The following is a 20989-nucleotide window of genomic DNA, read 5'->3' as shown; positions in this document are numbered from 1 at the left end:
TGAACCAGCGGCGCGTAATCAATTAGTCGCCAAGATTGCATACAATTTTTCCATCGCATCGAAAACAATCGCTGTAAATTTGGGCACTCTTCCCAACCGGTGTTTCTCCCCATTTAAATTATCCTTTTGCATCAATGAGAAAGCCGATTGGCACGCCTCCTGCATGGATAGAAGTGTCGCAGGAGAGTGTTTATGAGCAAAGCCGCCGCAATTGACATCGCTTCCGTATCCAAGATTTACGGCAACACCACCGCCGTCCATGCGATAAGCCTGAAGATACCGGCGGGGAGCTACTGCTGCCTGCTCGGCCCGTCGGGCTGCGGCAAGACCTCGACGCTCCGGATGATCGCTGGTCACGAGAGCATTTCCAGCGGCGATGTCAGGCTTGGCAACACCGTCGTCACCGATCTGCCGCCCGCCCGGCGCGGCACAGCGATGATGTTCCAGTCCTATGCGCTGTTTCCGCATCTCGATCTCGTCGACAATGTCGCCTTCAGCCTCAAGATGAAGGGTGTGGACAGGGAGACCCGGCGCACAAAGGCGCTGGACATGCTGCGCCTGATGCAGCTCGAGCCTTATGCCGGCCGCCGCCCGGCCCAGCTTTCCGGCGGACAGCAGCAGCGTGTGGCGCTGGCGCGCGCGCTCATTACCGATCCCGAGGCGCTGTTGCTGGACGAGCCGCTTTCGGCGCTCGATCCCTTCCTCAAGATCCGCATGCGCGCAGAGCTGAAGAAGCTGCAGACTTCACTCGGCATCACCTTCGTCCACGTCACCCACAGTCAGGAAGAGGCGATGGCACTGGCCGATATCATCGTCGTCATGAATGACGGCCGCATCGAGCAGGCCGCGACCCCGCGTGAGGTTTTCGAGCGACCGGCGACCGCTTTCGTCGCCCGTTTCATGGGCGACCACAATGTCATTTCCGGACGATTCAGGGAAAGGTCCGGCGAGCTGGTAACGCTTGAAGTCGCAGGCGGCGGCACATTTACCGCGACAGGCGCGGCGCCGGATGACGGGGCGGTCGATATCGCCGTTCGCACCGATCGGGTGCGTGTGGGTGAGACCGATCAACCCGGTCTCGGTTTCACGGGTATCGTCTCCAATGTCGAGTATCGCGGCGCCACCGTGAAGATCGCCGTGACCGGCGCCGGCATGGAGGATTTCAATGTCATCCTCAGCGACGCCGCCTTTTTCGAAAACCCGGTCAGGACCGGCGACGCCATACCGCTTTCATGGAATGCGGCCGATGCCATCGTGCTCGGCCGGGTAGAGAAGTGACCCCAAAAATAACCAGAGGAGAACTTTGCAATGACCGATACCACCAGCAGCAAGAAGGGCCTGTCCCGCCGCGGCCTCCTGAAAGCGGGCGCGGCTGCCACGGGTGCGGCGATCGGCTCCGGCCTCATCACCGGCTTCCCGACCATCTGGGCGCAGAACCCCATCACCATCCGCCAGTTCGGGACCGGCGTCTCCAACCTCAACGCCATTGCCGAAAAGTGCAAGGCGGACCTCGGGATCACTCTTGAGATGACGGCGACGGATTCCGACGCCGCTGCCCAGCGCGCCGTCACCCAGCCGAACTCCTACGATATCGCCGATATCGAATACTGGATCCTGAAGAAGGTCTATCCGGCCGGCGTCATCCAGCCGATGGAAATCAAGAAGCTCAAATATTACGACAAGATCGTGCCGCTGTTCAAAAACGGCAAGCTGAAGCCTGACAGCGTGGTCGCGCAGGGCACTGCGCCGCACACGGTCGGTTACGTCGAGAAGCCGGGCGACAAGACATTTGCCAAGGGTGAGACCGATTATTTTACCATGGTTCCGACCATCTACAATGCCGATACGCTCGGTATCCGCCCCGATCTCGTCGGCCGCGATATCACCAGCTGGGCCGATATCATGGACCCCAAGTTCAAGGGCAAGACCTCCATCCTCAACATCCCGTCCATCGGCATCATGGACGCGGCGATGATCATGGAAGCCATGGGCAACATCAAATATGCCGACAAGGGCAACATGACGAAGGCGGAAATCGACAAGACCATCGATTTCCTCATCAAGGCCAAGAAGGACGGCCAGTTCCGCGCCTTCTGGAAGAGCTTCGACGAAAGCGTCAACCTTATGGCCTCGGGCGAAGTCATCATCCAGTCCATGTGGTCACCGGCCGTTGCCGCGGTCCGCTCGAAGGGCATCGCCTGCAAATACCAGCCGCTGAAGGAAGGCTATCGCTCCTGGGGCGGCGGTCTCGGTCTCGCCAAGCATCTGTCCGGTGCGAAGCTCGATGCAGCCTATGAATATATCAACTGGTACACCTCGGGCTGGGTCGGCGCCTACCTCAACCGTCAGGGTTATTACTCCGCCGCCATGGAAACCGCGAAGGAGCACATGACCGCCGACGAGTGGGGTTACTGGGTCGAGGGCAAGGCGGCTCAGGGCGATATCATCGCGCCAGACGGCAAGGTCATGGAAAAGGCCGGTGCCGTGCGCGATGGCGGTTCCTTCGAGGAGCGCATGGGCAAGGTGGCGTGCTGGAACTCTGTCATGGACGAAGACCGCTACATGGTCCGCCGCTGGAACGAATTCATCGCGGCGTGATGCTTTCAGGACGACCGGCGGCAAGTGCCGCCGGTCAATTGCGACAGGCACCCACCTCTCGACGTCATCCTCGGGTCAAGCCGAGGATGACGTCGAGGGTGTGGCGGACCTTCCAACGTGCCCGCTGGCGGCAATGCCGCCGGCACTTCTGCAAATCCACAGAAAGGCTCCCCATGGTGACGGTCAGACTCATCGGCGTCAGCGACAAGAAGGACAGGCCGCCCCGCAGCTTCGCGCTGCCGCAAAAACTCGTCTCCCATGTGCAGGCTGCCCCGCTTTTCCTGATCCTCGGCTTTTTCCTGGCTCTACCGATCCTGATGATCGCCGTCGTCAGCTTCTGGGATTACGATTTCGCCCAGATGTATCCTGATTTCGTGACCTTCAATTACAGCGAGACACTGGGATCGTGGGTCACCTGGCAGACCTATCTAAATACGCTGAAATATGCAGCGATGGTCTGGGCCATCACGCTGTTCTGCGGTTTTTGGGTGGCTTATTTCCTCGCCTTTCACATCCGCACCACCACCATGCAGATGGTGCTGTTCCTTGTCTGCACCGTGCCCTTCCTGACGTCCAACATCATCCGCATGATTTCGTGGATACCCGTTCTGGGGCGAAACGGTCTCGTCAACAGCGCGCTGGTCGGCACCGGCATCATCCCCGAGCCGATCGAATGGCTGCTCTATTCCGATTTTGCCGTGGTGCTGGCCATGGTGCATCTTTATACGCTGTTCATGGTCACGCCGATCTTCAACACGCTGATGCGCATCGACAAATCCTTGATCGAGGCGGCGCGCGACGCTGGTGCGACCGGCTGGCAGACGCTCACCAATGTCATCATCCCGCTCGCAAAACCCGGCATGGCGATCGGCAGCATCTTCGTTGTCACGCTGGTCATGGCCGATTTTTCCACGGTTCAGGTCATGTCCGGCGGCCAGAGCGCCTCGGTGGCGCTGATGATGAAGAACCAGATGTCGCTGCTGCAATATCCGGCCGCTGCCGCCAATGCCGTCATCCTGCTCGTCCTCGTTCTCCTGATGGTCGCGGGCATCCTGCGCATCGTCGATATCCGCAAGGAGCTTTGATTATGCACCGGGAAAAACGCGGCCGCGAATTCTATATCCTCGCTTTCTTTTTCGCCCTCTTCGTGCTGTTTCTTTACGGCCCGTTGTCGGCCATCCTCATCCTCGCCTTCCAGGGGCCGAACGGAGGCCTGACGTTCCCGCTGAACGGCGTCTCGCTGCACTGGTTCGGCAATCTCTTCGAACAGCAGGCAGTCGGCGATTTCGGCGGATCGTTCCGCCGTTCCTTCGCTCTCGGCCTGATGGTCATGGTCGTAACCGTGCTCGTCTCGCTGCTGGCAGGCCTTGCCTTCCGTCGCAAATTCATCGGCGCGACGCCGCTGTTTTATCTGTCGGTCGCCAGCCTGGTGGTGCCTTCCATCATCATATCCCTTGGCATTGGCGTTTTGTTTCAGCAGCTTGGGCTTGAGCCTTCATGGTATACATCAGCTTTTGGCGCGCATCTGACCTGGACGTTGCCCTTCGGCGTTCTCATCATGCTCGCCGTCTTCAACCGGTTTTCGCCGTCCTATGAGGAGGCGGCGCGCGATCTCGGTGCGTCCTCATGGCAGACCTTCGCCCATGTGGTGCTGCCGATGATCGCGCCGAGCCTCATCGGTGTCGGCCTCTTCGGGTTCACGCTTTCCTACGACGAGTTCGCCCGCACGCTGATGACGTCTGGCACCTACAACACGTTGCCGCTGGAAATCTACGGCATGACCACCAATGTCACGACCCCTGTGCTTTATGCGCTAGGCGCCGTTACCACCCTGTTTTCCTTCCTGGTGATTGCGGCCACGCTTGGCCTGATCGTCACTCTCAATCGACGCCATTCGCGCGGATGAAGAAACCCAAGATGCGCATTCTCGTCATCAATCCCAATACCACGCAGTCCATGACCGCGACCATCGCCGACGCCGCGACACGGGTGGCGGGCCGCGATACGGAAATCCTCGCCGTCACCTCTTCCATGGGGCCTGTCTCCATCGAAGGTTATTACGACGAGGTATTCGCGGTGCCCGGCCTTCTGCTGGAGCTTGCCAAGGCTCCGGTGCTGCGCGTCGACGCGGCAATCATCGCCTGTTTCGATGATACCGGGCTTGATGCGGCCCGGGCTCTTGCAGATATTCCCGTCATCGGCATCTGTGAGGCGGCGGTTTCCGCCACGGCCTTCATCGCGCAGAAATTCACCATCGTCACGACGATGGAACGCTCACGGCTGCCGCTGGAACATCTCGTCCATCGCTATGGCATGTCTTCCCGCTGCAATGTCCGCGCCGCCGATATTCCGGTGCTGTCGCTGGAAGAGGCGGGTTCGAATGCACGCGAAAGGCTGCGGGAGGAAATTTCGCTGGCGCTGAGGCAGGATCGTGCCGAGGCGATCGTGCTCGGCTGCGCCGGCATGGCCGACCTGACGGCGGAACTCCGCGCCGAATTCGGCGTCCCTGTCATTGACGGCGTCGCAGCAGCCGTCAAACAGGCGGAAGCACTGGTATCCATGGGCCTCTCCACCGCCAAGCGCGGTGCTTATGCCACGCCGGTCGCCAAGCCCTATCGCGGATTGCTGGACATGTTTCAGCCGGGCAGGAGCGGCGGGATGCCGGAGGGCGGCTGAGACGTTTCCCGGCCCGGTTCACACGGTGCTGATTCGCAAGGCCCTTCATATCCCTGTCGTAATAGTGTCTGATACCCTCGGCGTTTCAGTGCGGACGATGTGTATGCGCAGCCGTCATACGCTTAGGGAGCTATCGTTGAATTCCTCGACACCCACGATTTCGAACGACACCGCGCGTCACAAAATCGGAACGCCCGGCGAAGTTTTCGCGGCCTTTCTGAAGCTCGGGGTCACGTCCTTTGGCGGCCCCATCGCTCATCTCGGTTATTTCCGCGATGAGCTGGTCGTCCGGCGCAAATGGGTCGATGAAGCCGGTTATGCGGACCTCGTGGCGCTCTGCCAGTTTCTGCCCGGTCCCGCTTCCAGCCAGGTGGGCTTTGCGCTCGGGCTGCTGAGGGCAGGGCCGCTCGGGGCGCTGGCCGCCTGGACGGCGTTTACGCTGCCATCTGCCATTCTTCTCGTCGCTTTCGCAATGGTCGCCGCATCCATCGAAGGCCCCGTCGGCACCGGACTGCTGCATGGACTGAAGATCGTCGCTGTTGCCGTGGTCGCCCAGGCGGTATGGGGAATGGCAAAAAGCCTCGCACCGGATCGTGAGCGCGCGACCATCGCGATGGCCGCCATCGTCTGTGTCGTATTCATCGCCGGCGCTTTCGGGCAAATCCTGGCGCTTTGCGCCGGAGCGCTCGCCGGGCTGGTCTTCTGCCGCGCCGCCTCGGCGGGGTCGACCAGCCATCTTGCCTTCCGCGTGTCGAAACGCGTGGGATATGTTTCGCTTGCGGCTTTCGCCCTTCTTCTCGTTCTGCTGCCGGTTTTCGCGGCGGGCGCGGCCTGGCAGGGGCTCTCCTTGTTTGACGCCTTCTATCGGGCCGGCGCGCTGGTCTTCGGCGGCGGCCACGTGGTGTTGCCTCTGCTGCAATCCGAAGTCGTCGCCTCGGGCTGGGTCACCAGGGATGCCTTCATTGCCGGCTATGGCGCAACGCAGGCCGTGCCCGGTCCGCTCTTTACTTTTGCTGCTTATCTCGGCGCGGTGGCGGGCCCTCAGCCGAACGGCGTGGCGGGCGCAGCCATCGCTCTCGTTGCCATCTTCCTGCCCGGCATGTTGCTTCTCGTCGGCGCACTTCCTTTCTGGGAGGGCTTTCGCCGGCATCCTCTGGCGCAGGCGGCCATGCGCGGCGCCAATGCCGCGGTGGTCGGCATATTGGGCGCGGCGCTTTATGATCCCGTCTGGACCAGCGCCGTCTTCACCCCCAGGGATTTTGCACTGGCGCTTGCGGGTTTCATCCTGCTGACGGTCTGGAAAGCGCCGCCATGGGTCGTCGTTCTTCTTTGCGCGGCCGGCGGCGTGGCGCTCGCCCTCGTGTAAAGGCTTCAGGCAGTGCCGATGCTGTCGAACAGCCAGTCGGAAAAGACCTGCATGGCTGGGGTCGGCGGTTTCGATTGCAGCCGGGTCAACCAATAGCTACCGAGCGATATGGTGACGGGAAAAGGTTGGACGACCGCTCCGGAAGCCAGATGCCGTGAAAACATCGACGGCGGCGCCAGCGCGACACCGAGCCCTTGCAGGGCGGCCTCCATCATCCCGAGCGACGTGTCGAAGACAATGCCGGCATTGACCTGTGCGGCCGGCGTGACGCCCGCCGCCGCAAACCAGCTGCTCCATTCATCGGCGCGGTAACTGCGCAGCAATGTCGCTTCCATCAGGTCGGCCGGCGCTTTCAGCGTTTCCGCCAGTTTCGGCGTGCACAGCGGCGAAAGCGGCGCGTCGAAGAGACGAAACGCATCCGTGCCGTGCCACGAGCCCTGACCGAAACGGATGGCGAAATCCAGCCCCTCTGCCGCCATATCCACCCGGTTGTTGTTGGTGGAAACCCTGACGTCAATAAAGGGGTGGCGCTTCTGAAACGCCTGCAGGCGCGGCAGCAGCCAGCCGACCGCGAAGGTGCCGACAACGCCGAGAAACAGCAGTTCGCGCACCTGCCCGGCCTCGATGCGGTCAAGCGTCGTTGCCATCTGGTCGAAGGAACTGGTCACCGTCGGCAGCAGGGCTTCGCCTTCCGCAGTTATCTTCAGGCCGCGCGGAAGACGCTGAAAAAGCGCGACGCCCAGCCGCTTTTCCAGTCCCTTGACCTGCTGGCTCACAGCCGCCTGCGTCACGCATAGTTCGATCGCCGCGCGGGTAAAGCTCAGATGCCGCGCGGAAGCTTCGAACGCGCGCAAACCGTTCAGGGGAAGAAATTGACGGACCATTCGAGACCTAGATTTTCTTGTGTCTCCTCCGAGATATCATGATTTGTTCGTGCAATGTAGGGCGGCTAAACGTCTTTCGCGCTGGCTGGGGAAACGCCTGATATCCACCTGAGGTTTTGGAGACGCGACAGATGAATTTTCACCGCAGACATATCGTATGGACGGCCATGCTTTCGGCGATCCTCCTCACGCCGGCTCTGGCCGCCGACGAGGCGAGGCTGAAGGCGATAACGGATGCGGCGATCAAGCCCATCATGGAAAAGAACGGCATACCCGGGCTTGCGGTCGGCATCAGCGTCGATGGAAAGAGTTACATCTTCACTTACGGCGCGATGTCAAGAAGCACCGGCCAGCCGGTGACGGCTGAAACGCTGTTCGAACTCGGCTCCATCAGCAAGACATTCACGGCTACCCTTGCGACCTACGCCGAGGCGAACGGGCATTTGTCGCTGTCCGGCAGGGTCAAGGATTATCTTCCGGGCATGAAGGGCACCGCTTTCGGTGACGTTACATTGACGCATCTCGGCACCCACACCGCAGGCGGCTTTCCGCTACAGGTGCCTGACAATGTCAAAACGGAAACGCAGCTGCTGGCTTATCTCAAGAGCTGGAAGCCTTCTTACGGCGCCGGAACGCACAGGACCTACGCCAATCCCAGCATCGGCATGCTCGGCTACATCACGGCAAAGACGATGGGGCAGGGCTACGACGCCGCCATGCAGGACACGCTCTTTCCTGCGCTCGGCCTGAAGGACACGTTCACGGTCGTTCCCCAGGCGAAGTTGGCCAATTATGCACAGGGCTACACGCGAAACGACGAGCCGGCCCGCCTGACGCCGGGCATTCTCTCTTCGGAAGCCTATGGCGTCAGATCGACGGCGACAGACATGATCCGCTTCGTCAACGCGAATCTGGGGCTTGAAAAGCTGGACGGCAAGATCCGGCAGGCGATCGCAGGCACCCATACCGGTTATTTCGCGGTCGGCGCCATGACGCAGGATCTCGTCTGGGAGCAATATGCCCGGCCTGTCGCCTTGAAGACGCTTGTACAGTCCAATTCCGGCGCTCTTCTCAAAACCGTTCCGGTGCAGGAAATCGCGCCGCCCCTGAAGCCCGGACAGGATGTCTTCGTCAACAAGACGGGTTCCACCAATGGTTTTGGCGCCTATGTCGCCTTCATCCCTCAACGGAAACTCGGCATCGTCATACTGGCCAACAAAAACTATCCCAATGAGGATCGTGTCACGGCGGCCGTTGAGATTTTGACGGCTGTCGACAAGGCGGACTGATATCCGCTCGATGCTTCCTTGCCGTGCCGGCGCGGGGCGCACTCCCGCCGGCGCCAAACGCATTTCGATCCCGCCGCCCGGATGACAGCGAGAACCAATCGCGCTACCGGAGAAAAGATACGCCGGCCACCGATTCGATCTCGGCCGACCGCGCTTATCATCAAAAGGCAACTCTTTTTGCGCGGCTGCGATCTGCGACGGAAAAGCCGTCAGTCTCGCGCCGGGAGGTTCGTGGGGGACGACGATGAGCGACACGGGTGGTTATTTTCCTCGCTGGCGATTGAAAACCGAAGGGCGCATCATGCCGGATGAGCGATTGCCCGCCGGGCAGACCGCGGTGCTCGGTTTGCAGCACGTCGTGGCCATGTTCGGCTCTACGGTTCTCGCGCCGCTGATCATGGGCTTCGATCCGAATGTATCGATCCTGTTTTCCGGTATTTCCACGCTGATCTTCTTCATCGCCGTTGGCGGTCGCGTGCCGAGCTATCTTGGTTCATCCTTCGCCTTCATCGGCCCCGTTCTGGTGGCGACCGGGGCGGCGGCGGGCGCGGCAAGCCCGAATATCGCGCTTGCGCTCGGCGGCATCATCGCCGCGGGCGTGCTTTATGCACTGATTGGCGTGATCGTCATGATTGCCGGTCATAACTGGATCGAGCGGCTGATGCCGCCGGTCCTGACGGGGGCCATCGTCGCCGCCATCGGCCTCGTGCTCGCGCCCATCGCGATAGCCAGCGCCTCCGGCTCCGGCCCCGGCAATCCCGATGGCGACCAGCTGTCGCGATGGATTGCCATTCTGACGGTCACCTCGGTCGGTGCGATTGCCGTCTATGCGCCCGGAATGGCGCGGCGCTTGCCGATCCTCATCGGCGGCGCGATCGCCTATCTCGCCTATCTCGTGGTGGCGAACGGTCTCGGCCTCGGCAAACCGGTTGATTTTTCAGGCGTCGCCGCCGCAGCCTGGTTCGGATTGCCAACCTTCACCACGCCGGTCTTTTCCGCATCGGCAATCGCACTCATAGCTCCGGTCGTCGTCATCCTCGTGGCGGAAAATCTCGGGCACATCAAGGCAATCGGCGCGATGACCGGCAGGAACCTCGATCCCTACCTCGGTCGGGCCTTTATCGGCGACGGCATCGCGACCATCTTCTCCGGCGCCTTTGGCGGAACCGGCATGACCACCTATGCAGAGAACATGGGCGTCATGGCGATAACCCGCATCTTCTCGACGCTCGTTTTCATTGTCGCGGCTTTGGTGGCCATCCTCCTCGGCTTTTCGCCGAAATTCGGCGCGCTGATACAGACGATACCCGGGCCGGTCATCGGCGGCCTGTCCGTCGTCGTCTTCGGCCTCATCGCGGCAACCGCCGGGCGCATTTGGGTGGAAAACAAGGTCGACTTTTCCGAGCCACGCAACCTCATCACGGTGGGTATCGCCCTTGTTCTGGGGGCAGGAAATTTCAAGCTGAATGTGGGCGGATTCACGCTTGATGGCATCGGCACGGCGACAATTGGCGCCATCGCCTTTTATCATCTGCTCGGCCTCGGCAAGCCGGCGCAGGGACGATAAGGCGGGGAGTGCCGGCGCGGCCTGGCGGCGAAGATGTGGGATGGGCGAAATATCGCGCATCCCCGCGCTTACAGGCATGCGACATCTTGTCAGCGGCCCCCGGTTGGCGTAGTCGAAACCGACAGAAACCCGGGGGCGACCAGCACTACCGTTAGGTGGCGCTGTGTTCGGCTCCATAGACATCATGACGTTGGGATTGCGATGAACCTTTACTTGGATTACCTGGCTGAAATCAAAAGCAGAGAACCACAGGGACTTGCGCCCAAGCCGATCGATGACGGTGCGTTGACCGCCGAAATCATCGAACTGATCAAGGATGCAGGCAGCGAACACCGCGCCGATGCCCTGAAGTTTTTCATTTATAACACATTGCCGGGAACCACGAGCGCCGCCGGTGTGAAGGCTGCGTTTCTGAAGCAGATCATCCTCGGCGACGTCATCGTCCCCGAGATTACCCCGACCTTCGCGCTGGAACTGCTGTCGCACATGAAGGGCGGCCCGTCGATCAAGGTGCTGCTCGACATCGCGCTCGGCAACGATGCCGCAATCGCCACCAAGGCGGGTGAAGTGCTGAAGACCCAGGTCTTCCTTTACGATGCCGACATGTTCCGCCTGCGGGATGCCTACAAGGCCGGCAACGCGATTGCGCGGGACGTGCTTGAAAGCTACGCCAGGGCCGAGTTCTTCACCAAGCTTCCCGATGTCGAGGACGAGATCAAGGTTGTCACCTTCATCGCCGCCGAAGGCGATATTTCGACCGACCTCCTGTCTCCGGGCAATCAGGCGCATTCGCGCTCCGACCGCCAGCTGCACGGCCAGTGTATGATCTCGCCGGAAGCGCAGGCGCAAATCGTCGCGCTGCAGAAGCAGGACCCCGACAAGCGGGTGATGATGATCGCCGAAAAGGGCACGATGGGCGTTGGCTCCTCGCGCATGTCGGGCGTCAATAACGTTGCGCTGTGGACCGGCAAGCAGGCCAGCCCCTACGTGCCCTTCGTCAACTATGCCCCCATCGTTGCGGGCACCAACGGCATTTCGCCGATTTTCGCCACCACCGTCGACGTGACGGGTGGCATTGGCATCAATCTGAAGAACTGGGTGAAGAAGCTCGGCGAAGACGGCAAGCCGATCCTCAACAATGACGGCAACCCCATCCTTGAGCAGAAATATTCGGTCGAGACCGGCACGGTCCTCAAGATCGACGCCAAGAATCGCAAGCTGCGGGACGAAAACGGCACCGAGCTGGTCGATCTCGCTTCGTCCTTCACGCCCCAGAAGATGGAATTCATGAAGGCTGGGAGCTCCTATGCCATCGTCTTCGGCAAGAAGCTCCAGACTTTTGCCGCTGAAACGCTTGGCGTCGAGGCGACCCCTGTCTTTGCACCGAACAAGGAAATTTCGATCGAAGGCCAGGGCCTTACCGCCGTCGAGAAGATCTTCAACCGCAACGCCGTTGGCGTGACGCCTGGCAAGGTGCTGCACGCCGGCTCCGACGTTCGCGTCAAGGTCAACATCGTCGGTTCGCAGGATACGACCGGCCTGATGACCGCGCAGGAACTGGAAGCGATGGCGGCCACCGTCATTTCGCCGCTGGTGGACGGGGCCTATCAGTCTGGCTGCCACACGGCGTCCGTCTGGGACAAGAAGGCTCAGGCCAACACGCCGAAGCTCATGGCCTTCATGCACAATTTCGGCGTCATCACCGGCCGTGATCCGAAGGGCGTCTATCACTCCATGACGGACGTGATCCACAAGGTGCTGAACGACATCACCGTTGATGACCGGGCAATCATCATCGGCGGCGACAGCCACACCCGCATGTCCAAGGGCGTCGCCTTCGGTGCGGACTCCGGCACCGTCGCTTTGGCGCTCGCCACGGGCGAGGCGACCATGCCGATCCCGCAATCGGTCAAGGTCACCTTCAAGGGAACGATGCAGCCCTACATGGACTTCCGCGACGTGGTGCACGCGACGCAGGCGCAGATGCTGCAGCAGCACGGCGACAACGTGTTTCAGGGCCGTATCATCGAAGTCCATCTCGGAACACTGCTTGCCGACCAGGCTTTCACCTTCACCGACTGGACGGCCGAGATGAAGGCCAAGGCGTCGATCTGCATTTCCGAAGACGAAACGCTGATCGAGTCGCTGGAGATCGCCAAGTCGCGCATCCAGATCATGATCGACAAGGGCATGGACAATGCCGCACAGACGCTTAAAGGCCTGATTGCGAAGGCGGATCAGCGCATTGCGGAAATCCGTTCCGGTGAAGTTCCAGCATTGAAGCCTGACGCGAATGCGAAATATTTCGCTGAAGTCGTCGTCGATCTCGATGTCATCAACGAACCGATGATCGCCGACCCGGACGTCAACAACAACGACGTTTCGAGACGCTACACGCACGATACGATCCGTCCGGTTTCCTATTATGGCGCTACCAAGAAGGTCGATCTCGGCTTCGTCGGCTCGTGCATGGTGCATAAGGGCGACGTGAAGATCGTCGCGCAGATGCTGCGCAACATCGAAAAGACCGAAGGCAAGGTCGAATTCAAGGCGCCGCTCGTCGTTGCCGCGCCGACCTACAACATCATCGACGAGCTGAAGGCGGAAGGGGATTGGGAAATCCTCCAGAAATATTCCGGCTTCGAATTCGATGACATCAACCCGAAGACAACGAACCGGACCGAATACGAAAACATCCTCTATCTGGAACGCCCGGGCTGCAACCTGTGCATGGGCAACCAGGAAAAGGCAGCGAAGGGTGACACGGTTCTGGCAACCTCGACTCGTCTCTTCCAGGGCCGCGTCGTTGAAGACAGTGCCGAAAAGAAGGGTGAATCGCTTCTGGCCTCGACCCCGGTCGTGGTGCTGTCCGCCATTCTCGGCCGTACGCCGAGCATCGAGGAGTATCGTTCCGCCGTCGAGGGCATCGACCTGACGAAGTTCGCTCCGCCGAAGACGACGCCGATCGATTCCCAGTCGGTGCATTATTAATCCGCAATACCGCCTGCCTCTGGATGCGGGAGGGTGCGGTGAATGAAAGAGGGGCGGCGGGGAGATATTCCCGCTGCCCTTTTTGTATTGGCCCTTGTCGCTGGCCCGCCGGGTCTTGAGCATTATCAAGACAATAGCCGTCTGCGGCATGCCGAATTGTCAGCACTTGCATGGCAAGGGTAACACTTCGTTTAGTTGTTTTGTGAAATCTAAAATACGCAGGTTCCAAGGTTTTATCGGTGGAGCCGGTAGAACAAGCGGACCCGTCACGACCTGCCCTGCGGTTCGAAAAAGGCACCCGCTTGTCGCCCTATGAGGAGGGGCAACAGCTACCCGCGATGTTTCATCATATGGTTCCCCCGGCCACCCGTGCGGCGGCAGGAGGAGCGCTTGCCTTGAGGCCGTTCATGTCATTCCTGAAGAATACCAAGATAAAAACGAAGGTCGTTTTTGTCATCTCGCTGATGAGCCTGATGTCGCTTTCCGGCATAAGCTATGTCAGCCTGCAATATAAAAGCACCGATAATGTCTATAGTGATTTCATCGGCCACGAGGCCCTTGCTGCGGTGCTGAACGCCAGAACAAGCGGAAATCTCAATGCGCTCGGCATGCAGATGCTTCGTGCCAGCCTCAACGATCCGGCCAGCAGCGATTTCGAAGCGGCGGTAAAGACCTTCAGGGCAGATCGCAAGCAGCTCGAGGAACGTCAGAACAAGATCATGGAACTCGTGCCGGCCCGCACGGACGCCGCGCGGGACATCCTCAAGGGTGTTGTCGAAGTCGAGGAAATCGGCAATCAGGTCGTTTCCCTCATGCAGGCAGGACAGCGGGCCGAAGCCCAGCAGATGGCGCTTAACGTCCTGCGGAAAATCACCGAGGTTTCGCCGAAAATCAGTGCGGGTAACGAACAGCTCATCCAGGTCATGAATGAGGGCCGGGAGCGCCTTACCGCAAGCACGAATACGACGATCTGGACGGGTGTTGTCACACTCGCACTCATGTCTCTGGCCGTGATCGCGCTTGGCCTGCTCATCTCGTCCCGCGGCATTACCACGCCGATTGCGCGCCTTCGCGCCCGCATGGAAGCGCTGGCGGCGGGGGATACTGCAAGCGAAATCGTCGGCATGGATCGCAAGGATGAAGTTGGTCAGATGGCCGCCACCGTTCAAGCGTTCCGCGAAAGCGCAGTGGAGCGCCTGCGGCTCGAGGCTGAAACGGACGCGACCCGGTCCATGTCCGAAAAGGATCGGATCGAGCGGGAGAAACAGAAGGCGCAGGAAGCCGCCGACGTTCAGTTTGCGGTCAACAATCTTGCCACCGCGCTTTCGAAGATCGCCGAAGGCGATGTCACTTACCGCATAGCGCAGCCGTTTGTGCCGAGCCTGGACGGTATTCGCGGCGACTTCAACAGGGCCGCGGAACAGCTGCAGTCGACGCTCAACCAGGTGGCGCAGAATGCCCGTGGCATCGATTCCGGCGCAAACGAAATCCGCGCAGCGGCCGACGATCTGGCGAAACGGACGGAGCAGCAGGCTGCGGCCGTAGAGGAGACCGCTGCGGCACTGGAAGAGATCACCACGACGGTGAAGGATTCGACCAAACGGGCGCAGGAAGCGGGACACCTCGTCAGCCGCGCGAAGATCGGCGCCGAAAGATCCGGAGACGTGGTGCAGAAGGCCGTTGCCGCGATGGAACAGATCGCGACATCCGCGAATGAGATTTCCAATATTATCGGCGTTATCGATGAGATTGCCTTCCAGACCAACCTTCTGGCACTGAATGCCGGGGTGGAGGCTGCCCGTGCGGGCGAGGCGGGCAAGGGCTTCGCCGTTGTCGCGCAGGAGGTTCGCGAACTGGCGCAGCGTTCCGCAGGCGCCGCCAAGGAGATCAAGAACCTGATCACGACCTCGAACGGTCAGGTCCAGCAAGGCGTGCAGCTCGTCGGAGAGACCGGCAAGGCATTGGAACTGATCGTCACGGAAGTGCAGGAGATCAACCGCCACGTGGCGGCGATTGCGGAATCGGCACAGGAACAGTCCTCCGGTCTCCAGCAGATCAATACGGCCGTGAACCAGATGGACCAGGACACCCAGAAGAACGCCGCAATGGTGGAGGAGAGCACCGCGGCAAGCCACGGGCTCGCACGCGAGGCGTCGTCGCTCAACCGGCTGATCGCCCAGTTCAAGCTGTCTGAAGCCGGTTACAGCGAGGCGTCCGCGCCCGTGCGAACCGCTTCGTCGGCCGACAGACCGGCGACCTCACCGGCCCGCGCCCTTGGCGGCCGGATCAGGGCGGCGTTCTCCGGCAACGCGGCACTGAATACGACAACGGATAATTGGGAGGAGTTCTGATACCCACCCTGCCTTCACGCCCTCCATGGCGCTGAAAGCACTATTCCAGACAGGGACACCGGGGTCGGGTTTTTAGCCTGAGCCCGGTGTTCTGCTTTTCGGGACGGATCAGCCTGCCACTGCGCCGTGGCTACTCGTTGCCATTCGTCGTCATGCTGGTTAGGTTTGCCGCCATTGGGGCGGTGCCTGGGAGGGGAAGACATGATCGCAGCCTATATTGATGAATTCATCATGTTCTGCGTCGGCCTCTGGATGACGCTGGTGGGGTTCGGATATCTGTCCCTGTCGAGAAATCCAGCTCACCGGCCACCGGTGGCGCGTCACTTCAAGTGGATGGGCCCCATGCTGCTTATGATCGCGCTCATTCTGGCCATCGCTTCCTGATCCTTGAAGGTTGTCGTGTGGCGGCACTTTGCCTTTGGCTCGTTTTGCGGTAACAGGGAGCCATGATCAAGGCATCGAGTACCACCTGCATCTAGCTCCCGCCGCAGCGCGAGGAGCATCGGACGAGAAGCCAGCTGGCTTTTCGCCTGGTGTCGGCTTGCCGCAAGGCAAGCGAAAGCGAAGACATGCAGTGAGATTACTCAATGGAAAACTATTTCGAAAGCCCGTTCCGGGGCATCACGCTCGACAAGCAGGTAAAGAACCCAAACCTCCTGGTCGGAAAATACAGCTATTATTCCGGCTATTATCACGGCCACAGCTTTGAAGATTGTGCCCGTTATCTGTTACCGGATGAGGGCGCGGACAGGCTGGTGGTGGGGAGCTTCTGCTCGATAGGTTCGGGCGCAGCCTTCATCATGGCGGGCAATCAGGGCCATCGCAATGAGTGGATCAGCACCTTTCCCTTCTTCTTCATGCCCGAAGTGCCGGAATTCGAGAATGCCGCAAACGGCTATCTGCCGTCCGGTGACACAGTCATCGGCAATGATGTCTGGATAGGCTCGGAAGCTGTCATCATGCCCGGTATTACCATAGGCGACGGCGCCGTGATTGGAACGCGTGCGCTGGTGACGAAAGATGTCGAACCTTACGCTATCGTCGGTGGCAATCCCGCGAAAACGATCCGCAAGCGGTTCGACGACGACTCGATCGAGCTGCTTCTGGAGATGAAGTGGTGGGATTGGCCGGCGGACCGGCTGAAAGCCGCGATGCCACTCATGACGAGCGGCAATGTTGCGGAGCTTTACCGGTTCTGGCGGTCGGATAGCGCCCAGCCGTAAACAAACGGCCGGCCCGTCTCATCGAGGCGGGCCGGGCCTTTCCGAGGGCCGGACATGTGGGTCAGCTTCGCCGTCAGTAAGCGGTATAGTCAGCCCGGCATGAACGACCAAGACAGCTCCGTATCATCCTGAAAATCTATCCTGTGGAGACATCACGGCGGATTTCATAGTGATCAAGCCGCCGAATGAGGTCGCGCGGTGCGTGATCGCAGACGCCGGAGCCGGACTTCCATCTGTCTCTTCGCCTGAATGTCGCCTCGCCTAACGGCGACCGACATCCCTTCGACCCACGCCGTAATGGCGCCGTCATTGTCTCCCAACCGTGCACGGCATTCGCCGAGTTCTGCCCATACCGCCGAATAGTCGGGATCCTGCCGGATAGCCTCCTGCAGGTGATGCGCGGCATTGTCGAACTGCCCCGCTGCCGCCAGAGCCTTCGCGATTGAAAAGCGCAGAAGGGGACTGTCCCTCCCGTCTTCCAGCATCTTCATGAGTTTTGTTATCATCGTTGTCCCGGAGCAATGGTGAAACACCATGTATCGGTACGATCTCAAGCGCAGTTGAGGTCAAGCGGTATTTGGCGCGCTCATCCTGCATGGGCCCGCATGCGAACGCGTCCGACGACGACGCGCGCCTCCGTCAGGCTACGTCGCATCTCTCGCCCTCGCCGAGTTGAAATGACCACAGCCTGTGGGTTAAAGCACGGATGTCCCTTAGGATGGACACGATTCCCCCCAGAATTATGGGTTTGCATGATCCCCGTCGCATTGCCCTCCGTCGAAGCGTTGCTTCTCCTTGCCTTCTTTCTCATCACGACCCTTGTGTGGGGCGTCTGGTCACTATGGCTGTTGGTTCGATACATGGGCGGGCGCTGGAAGCGCCCGATGATCCTGCCTTACGGGCTGGTGACCGCGGTTGCGCTTTTCACGCTTTTTCGGTTCGGTGAATTTTATTTGGAGATGAGCGCTTACGACAGGGAGAGAGCAATACGTTATCAGCCGGAACTTCTGGAACCCGCACGTCTGGGTGGGATAGATATGCCCAAGGGTACGAAGCTCGAACTGGCCATTGCCGACAACAAGGAGGCCTTCGATAGGGCCGTGTTTCCGCATCCGGTGCGGATCGCGGATATCGACGCCGTTGAGATCGCCCGTTATATCGCGATAAAAACCAATGAAAATTACGAAACGATCGGTTTCACCCCAGGCGACATGCGGATAACCGGTATTGGCGTGACCACTCAGAGCGACTGGCGTTGTGATGCAACGCAGCCCGTGGAGTTCGATCTCATGGCTGATGGCAGCATCTCTACCTTCAGCAAATGCATTCTCGCCGATGGCAATCTCGTTGACGGTATCAGCCTGCCGAAAGGCACCTCCCTGCGGGCCTCCACCGGCAATGTTTACACCGATGGCTTTGTCGATTCCGACAGATGGGTTCTCGATATACCGACTGGGCAGACCGTTCACATCGATGATTTCGATCTCTCAGAGGTAACGCTTGCCCTGAACAGCGAGCGAAAGCTCCACGAAATCAGCAGAGGCACTCTGTCAAAAGATGCCGCTCTTGGAACGCTTTACCATGCCGCTGGAACCAATATTCGTTATAATCCCCGCCATCTTCGCAATGACTACCCAGACGCATGGCTGATAATTCCGCCTCTGCCCGATACCGGTGCTCCGCCGGTTCCATCGCCGGATATCATTCAGAGCAGGGATGGCGAGGTTCTTGCGAATTGAGCCTGCGGCGAAGACCTGCAGGGACGACTGACTGTCCCGCCTTGCCCTACCAGCCGTAGCTGAAGGTCAGGCCGCTGCCGTTATTGCCGTCCTGCACGACGTTGGTATCCGTGTTGCGGCCGTACTGAAAAATGCCATAGGCATTGTTGTTGCCGTTCTGCTGCAACGTCGCGGAGTGGCCTACGCCCCGTTGCCGGATAAAGCCGAGATTGCCGCCGCCGTTCTGGGCAATGCCGGCGGCGTTGCCGCGGCCGAGCTGGCGGATGTCGGCATCCTTCAGGCCGCGGTAGAGCGAATAGGCGCGGAGGCCCGTCGAAAGCAGGTCGCCGTCGGCGGCATTGCCGGGTGCGAGATCGAAGGAGATGCGACCGCCGGCGTGGGCCGGTGCCGGAGAACCAAGAGGTGCGAGGCCCCCGACGAGCATGGTAACAGTCATGAGTTTCAATATGTTGCGCGTCATTCTGATCTCCATCCGTCAGCGCCTTGCCGATGATCGATAATCGCATTTCGCAACTGAACCTGATCGGAACTGCCCGTTCACACGTCGTTCAGTCGCTTGGCAGGATCCAAAGAAAAGGGCGCCTGAAGCGGCGCCCTTCACGGGGATAATTTACGGGCATGTCTTGGCTTAGTCGCCATCAACCTGCTTTGTGCAGCTGAAGCTCCGGCCATCGATAACCATATCGAGCACCGCCTTATAGCGGGCTCCCTTCGCATCGAGCGTTACCGCGCTCAGCAGTTGCGGACGTCCGGCTGCGGCATCAAAGTCACCGTCCTGATTGATCACCGAATGTCCGCCGCTTCCCGATTTTTCGACGTGAAAGCCGTAGGTCCCACCGGCAGCGGCATCGGCTCCGGCAAAGGCCTCCAGCTTCACCATGCCCGCCTGCGACGTTGCCCTGATCTCGCAGACGTTTCCAGCCGTCGACTCCCGTGCGGTCGATATGGCCGCAACGGTGCCGGCGGGAAGCAGTGCCAGCGCAAGGATCGCCGCCAGGCGGCGCTTATGACTGATGTTGTGGGGCATGGCTGGTCTCCCGGATGATCTGATGTTTCGAGCCCGACCGGTTACACGTCGTGCGGCCGGTCAAGGGCAGGCTTGCACGAAGGCGGCGACATTGTCGTTGCCGCCCTGGCTCACATTGGCGCTGCATCCGCGACCTACCTGGACACCGGCCGCGATGTTGCCGTTGCCGTCCTGCGTGAGGATGGTGGTGTGGTTGGAACCGAACTGGCCGATGCCGGCCACGTTGCGGCTGCCATTCTGATAGGTGGAGCCGTAATTGTCGTGCCCCTCCTGGCCGATAGCCGAGAGGTTATGCCGGCCATATTGATGACCGACAATCCGGTTGTAGCCGCCGTTCTGGTACGTGCGGATCCGGTTGCCGTAACCCTCCTGTGCACCGCCGGCAGAATTGGACCAGCCATATTGTTCGATGCGCACATCATTGGCCATGGCGGGTGCCGCGGCAGCGAGGCCGACGAGAGCGACGAGTGCACTTGCAATGAAAGACTTCCGGATCATGACGTGTCTCCTCAGGCGGATGGACCGCGGTTGAACGTCCCTGTTTTAGAACGTTCCACCGGAACGGAGGCTGAAGGCGTCATTCAGTCGTGGTTCATTGGCCGAAGCCCATAGGCGCCGGCATCGCTGAAATTTGCCTCTACGTTCCTGCGGTATCCTGACGGGACCGTAAACGCCTCTTCAGCGCCATATATCTGTCAGGCCGCCCGAAGCTCCGTGCACAGGATCGGTCTCCGGCTTCGGCAGGGATCTGATCCGCTCAACCATGTCAGCGCTGGCGGAGGATGTTTGAATATCGGCTTCCTGCCCGGGCGGATAAGCACCCACCACTTGAAAATCCGGGGAGGAGTCCAGTTTCATATGGCCTGTCCCGGCGGGCAGGATCAGGCAGTCACCGCGGGCAACATCGAGAACTTGCCCCTCAGGCCCGCCGATCTGCAAGGTCGCTTCGCCACGTCCGACACCCAGAACCTCGTGTGCCCCGCTGTGGTAATGGTGGTAGTCGAAAACGCCGTTGCGCCAGATGCCGCTCCATCCGTTGCGGGAAAATGTCGCTTCGAAATCCGCGGAATGAAAGTCCATGCCGACATTGCGGTAAATGATCACGGGAAAGGTCTGGTTATTGGGGACCTGTCCGCTGGGGCCGAAGGTCAGTTGCTCGGTTTTCATGGCGATGCTCCTCATGACCGTTTCTACCGCGAAAAATGCGGACCGAAATCTGGCGGCGCATTTCAGCCGCCCAGGTCATAATAACTCCGAGGAGCGGGCAGTTCCGCAATG

19 protein-coding genes are annotated in these 20989 nt (G+C 60.3%); 13 read left to right on the top strand and 6 right to left on the bottom strand.

Translation table 11 applies throughout. The features are described 5' to 3' along the window. Positions 1-192: 192 nt before the first annotated feature. From K7A42_RS13140 to chrA, 6 genes are all read left to right on the top strand, one after another. A complete protein-coding gene (locus K7A42_RS13140) occupies positions 193-1278 on the top strand; it encodes an ABC transporter ATP-binding protein (protein ID WP_004444882.1) in 1086 nt (361 codons plus the stop codon). Positions 1279-1308: 30 nt separating this feature from the next. After that, complete coding sequence (locus K7A42_RS13135) at positions 1309-2598, top strand: ABC transporter substrate-binding protein (RefSeq protein WP_004444880.1); 1290 nt, start codon at positions 1309-1311, stop codon at positions 2596-2598. Between the two features lie 173 nt (positions 2599-2771). Further along, on the top strand, positions 2772-3683 hold the full coding sequence (locus K7A42_RS13130; RefSeq protein WP_282455370.1) for an ABC transporter permease: 912 nt from the start codon (positions 2772-2774) through the stop codon (positions 3681-3683). Positions 3684-3685: 2 nt separating this feature from the next. Continuing rightward, positions 3686-4504, top strand: a complete 819-nt coding sequence (locus K7A42_RS13125; RefSeq protein ID WP_022562606.1) for an ABC transporter permease — start codon at positions 3686-3688, stop codon at positions 4502-4504. Positions 4505-4515: 11 nt separating this feature from the next. Beyond that, positions 4516-5274: an aspartate/glutamate racemase family protein gene (locus K7A42_RS13120; protein ID WP_125271393.1), complete on the top strand. Its 759-nt coding sequence runs from the start codon at positions 4516-4518 to the stop codon at positions 5272-5274. 136 nt (positions 5275-5410) lie between these two features. After that, the gene (gene chrA, locus K7A42_RS13115; protein WP_162749728.1) at positions 5411-6640 is read left to right on the top strand and encodes a chromate efflux transporter; all 1230 of its coding nucleotides are present in this window, start codon (positions 5411-5413) and stop codon (positions 6638-6640) included. 5 nt (positions 6641-6645) lie between these two features. Here chrA and K7A42_RS13110 read toward each other — a convergent pair whose 3' ends face one another. Continuing rightward, complete coding sequence (locus K7A42_RS13110) at positions 6646-7524, bottom strand: LysR substrate-binding domain-containing protein (RefSeq protein WP_006700572.1); 879 nt, start codon at positions 7522-7524, stop codon at positions 6646-6648. A gap of 131 nt (positions 7525-7655) precedes the next feature. On the opposite strand from K7A42_RS13110, the gene ampC reads away from it, so the two are divergent. The 6 genes from ampC to catB all read left to right on the top strand — a co-directional run bounded on the left by ampC (position 7656) and on the right by catB (position 16945). After that, positions 7656-8813: a class C beta-lactamase gene (gene ampC / locus K7A42_RS13105; protein WP_282455369.1), complete on the top strand. Its 1158-nt coding sequence runs from the start codon at positions 7656-7658 to the stop codon at positions 8811-8813. A 244-nt stretch (positions 8814-9057) separates the two neighbouring features. Beyond that, positions 9058-10380 (top strand): solute carrier family 23 protein, encoded by a 1323-nt coding sequence (locus K7A42_RS13100; RefSeq protein WP_072492933.1) that lies wholly within the window; start codon positions 9058-9060, stop codon positions 10378-10380. 201 nt (positions 10381-10581) lie between these two features. Continuing rightward, a complete protein-coding gene (locus K7A42_RS13095; RefSeq protein WP_282455368.1) occupies positions 10582-13371 on the top strand; it encodes a bifunctional aconitate hydratase 2/2-methylisocitrate dehydratase in 2790 nt (929 codons plus the stop codon). A 407-nt stretch (positions 13372-13778) separates the two neighbouring features. Continuing rightward, the gene (locus tag K7A42_RS13090; protein ID WP_282455367.1) at positions 13779-15722 is read left to right on the top strand and encodes a methyl-accepting chemotaxis protein; all 1944 of its coding nucleotides are present in this window, start codon (positions 13779-13781) and stop codon (positions 15720-15722) included. 201 nt (positions 15723-15923) lie between these two features. Then, positions 15924-16106 carry a hypothetical protein gene (locus K7A42_RS13085; RefSeq protein WP_004444862.1) on the top strand — a complete coding sequence of 61 codons (183 nt, stop codon included), beginning with the start codon at positions 15924-15926 and terminating at the stop codon, positions 16104-16106. A gap of 203 nt (positions 16107-16309) precedes the next feature. Further along, the gene (gene catB, locus K7A42_RS13080) at positions 16310-16945 is read left to right on the top strand and encodes a type B chloramphenicol O-acetyltransferase (protein ID WP_064263341.1); all 636 of its coding nucleotides are present in this window, start codon (positions 16310-16312) and stop codon (positions 16943-16945) included. 173 nt (positions 16946-17118) lie between these two features. Here the strand turns inward: catB and K7A42_RS13075 are convergent, their stop codons facing one another. Then, complete coding sequence (locus K7A42_RS13075; RefSeq protein WP_282455366.1) at positions 17119-17451, bottom strand: tetratricopeptide repeat protein; 333 nt, start codon at positions 17449-17451, stop codon at positions 17119-17121. A 246-nt stretch (positions 17452-17697) separates the two neighbouring features. Here K7A42_RS13075 and K7A42_RS13070 point away from each other — a divergent pair, with 246 nt between their 5' ends. Further along, positions 17698-18684: a hypothetical protein gene (locus tag K7A42_RS13070; protein WP_282455365.1), complete on the top strand. Its 987-nt coding sequence runs from the start codon at positions 17698-17700 to the stop codon at positions 18682-18684. A 46-nt stretch (positions 18685-18730) separates the two neighbouring features. On the opposite strand, the gene K7A42_RS13065 is transcribed toward K7A42_RS13070, so the two are convergent. From K7A42_RS13065 to K7A42_RS13050, 4 genes are all read right to left on the bottom strand, one after another. Next, complete coding sequence (locus K7A42_RS13065) at positions 18731-19144, bottom strand: hypothetical protein (protein ID WP_004444852.1); 414 nt, start codon at positions 19142-19144, stop codon at positions 18731-18733. 168 nt (positions 19145-19312) lie between these two features. Then, the gene (gene csgH, locus K7A42_RS13060) at positions 19313-19711 is read right to left on the bottom strand and encodes a curli-like amyloid fiber formation chaperone CsgH (RefSeq protein WP_282455364.1); all 399 of its coding nucleotides are present in this window, start codon (positions 19709-19711) and stop codon (positions 19313-19315) included. Positions 19712-19771: 60 nt separating this feature from the next. Then, complete coding sequence (locus K7A42_RS13055) at positions 19772-20209, bottom strand: curlin (RefSeq protein WP_282455363.1); 438 nt, start codon at positions 20207-20209, stop codon at positions 19772-19774. Between the two features lie 180 nt (positions 20210-20389). Continuing rightward, positions 20390-20878, bottom strand: a complete 489-nt coding sequence (locus K7A42_RS13050; RefSeq protein ID WP_282455362.1) for a cupin — start codon at positions 20876-20878, stop codon at positions 20390-20392. Between the last annotated feature and the right edge of the window lie 111 nt (positions 20879-20989).

This window comes from Agrobacterium sp. InxBP2, assembly GCF_026191755.1.
Taxonomy (GTDB): domain Bacteria; phylum Pseudomonadota; class Alphaproteobacteria; order Rhizobiales; family Rhizobiaceae; genus Agrobacterium; species Agrobacterium pusense.
The sequence above is the reverse complement of the archived record's forward strand: the minus strand, read 5'-3'. Positions and strand labels throughout refer to the sequence as shown.

Bases quoted from the DNA above. Each gene is read 5' to 3' on its own strand.
- K7A42_RS13090 (WP_282455367.1), top strand. From the start codon at position 13,779: ATGTCATTCCTGAAGAATACCAAGATAAAAACGAAGGTCGTTTTTGTC.
- K7A42_RS13140 (WP_004444882.1), top strand. From the start codon at position 193: ATGAGCAAAGCCGCCGCAATTGACATCGCTTCCGTATCCAAGATTTAC.
- K7A42_RS13085 (WP_004444862.1), top strand. From the start codon at position 15,924: ATGATCGCAGCCTATATTGATGAATTCATCATGTTCTGCGTCGGCCTC.
- K7A42_RS13125 (WP_022562606.1), top strand. From the start codon at position 3,686: ATGCACCGGGAAAAACGCGGCCGCGAATTCTATATCCTCGCTTTCTTT.
- K7A42_RS13050 (WP_282455362.1), bottom strand. From the start codon at position 20,878: ATGAAAACCGAGCAACTGACCTTCGGCCCCAGCGGACAGGTCCCCAAT.
- K7A42_RS13095 (WP_282455368.1), top strand. From the start codon at position 10,582: ATGAACCTTTACTTGGATTACCTGGCTGAAATCAAAAGCAGAGAACCA.
- csgH (WP_282455364.1), bottom strand. From the start codon at position 19,711: ATGCCCCACAACATCAGTCATAAGCGCCGCCTGGCGGCGATCCTTGCG.
- K7A42_RS13110 (WP_006700572.1), bottom strand. From the start codon at position 7,524: ATGGTCCGTCAATTTCTTCCCCTGAACGGTTTGCGCGCGTTCGAAGCT.
- K7A42_RS13120 (WP_125271393.1), top strand. From the start codon at position 4,516: ATGCGCATTCTCGTCATCAATCCCAATACCACGCAGTCCATGACCGCG.
- K7A42_RS13135 (WP_004444880.1), top strand. From the start codon at position 1,309: ATGACCGATACCACCAGCAGCAAGAAGGGCCTGTCCCGCCGCGGCCTC.
- K7A42_RS13065 (WP_004444852.1), bottom strand. From the start codon at position 19,144: ATGACGCGCAACATATTGAAACTCATGACTGTTACCATGCTCGTCGGG.
- K7A42_RS13055 (WP_282455363.1), bottom strand. From the start codon at position 20,209: ATGATCCGGAAGTCTTTCATTGCAAGTGCACTCGTCGCTCTCGTCGGC.
- ampC (WP_282455369.1), top strand. From the start codon at position 7,656: ATGAATTTTCACCGCAGACATATCGTATGGACGGCCATGCTTTCGGCG.
- K7A42_RS13130 (WP_282455370.1), top strand. From the start codon at position 2,772: ATGGTGACGGTCAGACTCATCGGCGTCAGCGACAAGAAGGACAGGCCG.
- catB (WP_064263341.1), top strand. From the start codon at position 16,310: ATGGAAAACTATTTCGAAAGCCCGTTCCGGGGCATCACGCTCGACAAG.
- K7A42_RS13100 (WP_072492933.1), top strand. From the start codon at position 9,058: ATGAGCGACACGGGTGGTTATTTTCCTCGCTGGCGATTGAAAACCGAA.
- K7A42_RS13075 (WP_282455366.1), bottom strand. From the start codon at position 17,451: ATGATAACAAAACTCATGAAGATGCTGGAAGACGGGAGGGACAGTCCC.
- K7A42_RS13070 (WP_282455365.1), top strand. From the start codon at position 17,698: ATGATCCCCGTCGCATTGCCCTCCGTCGAAGCGTTGCTTCTCCTTGCC.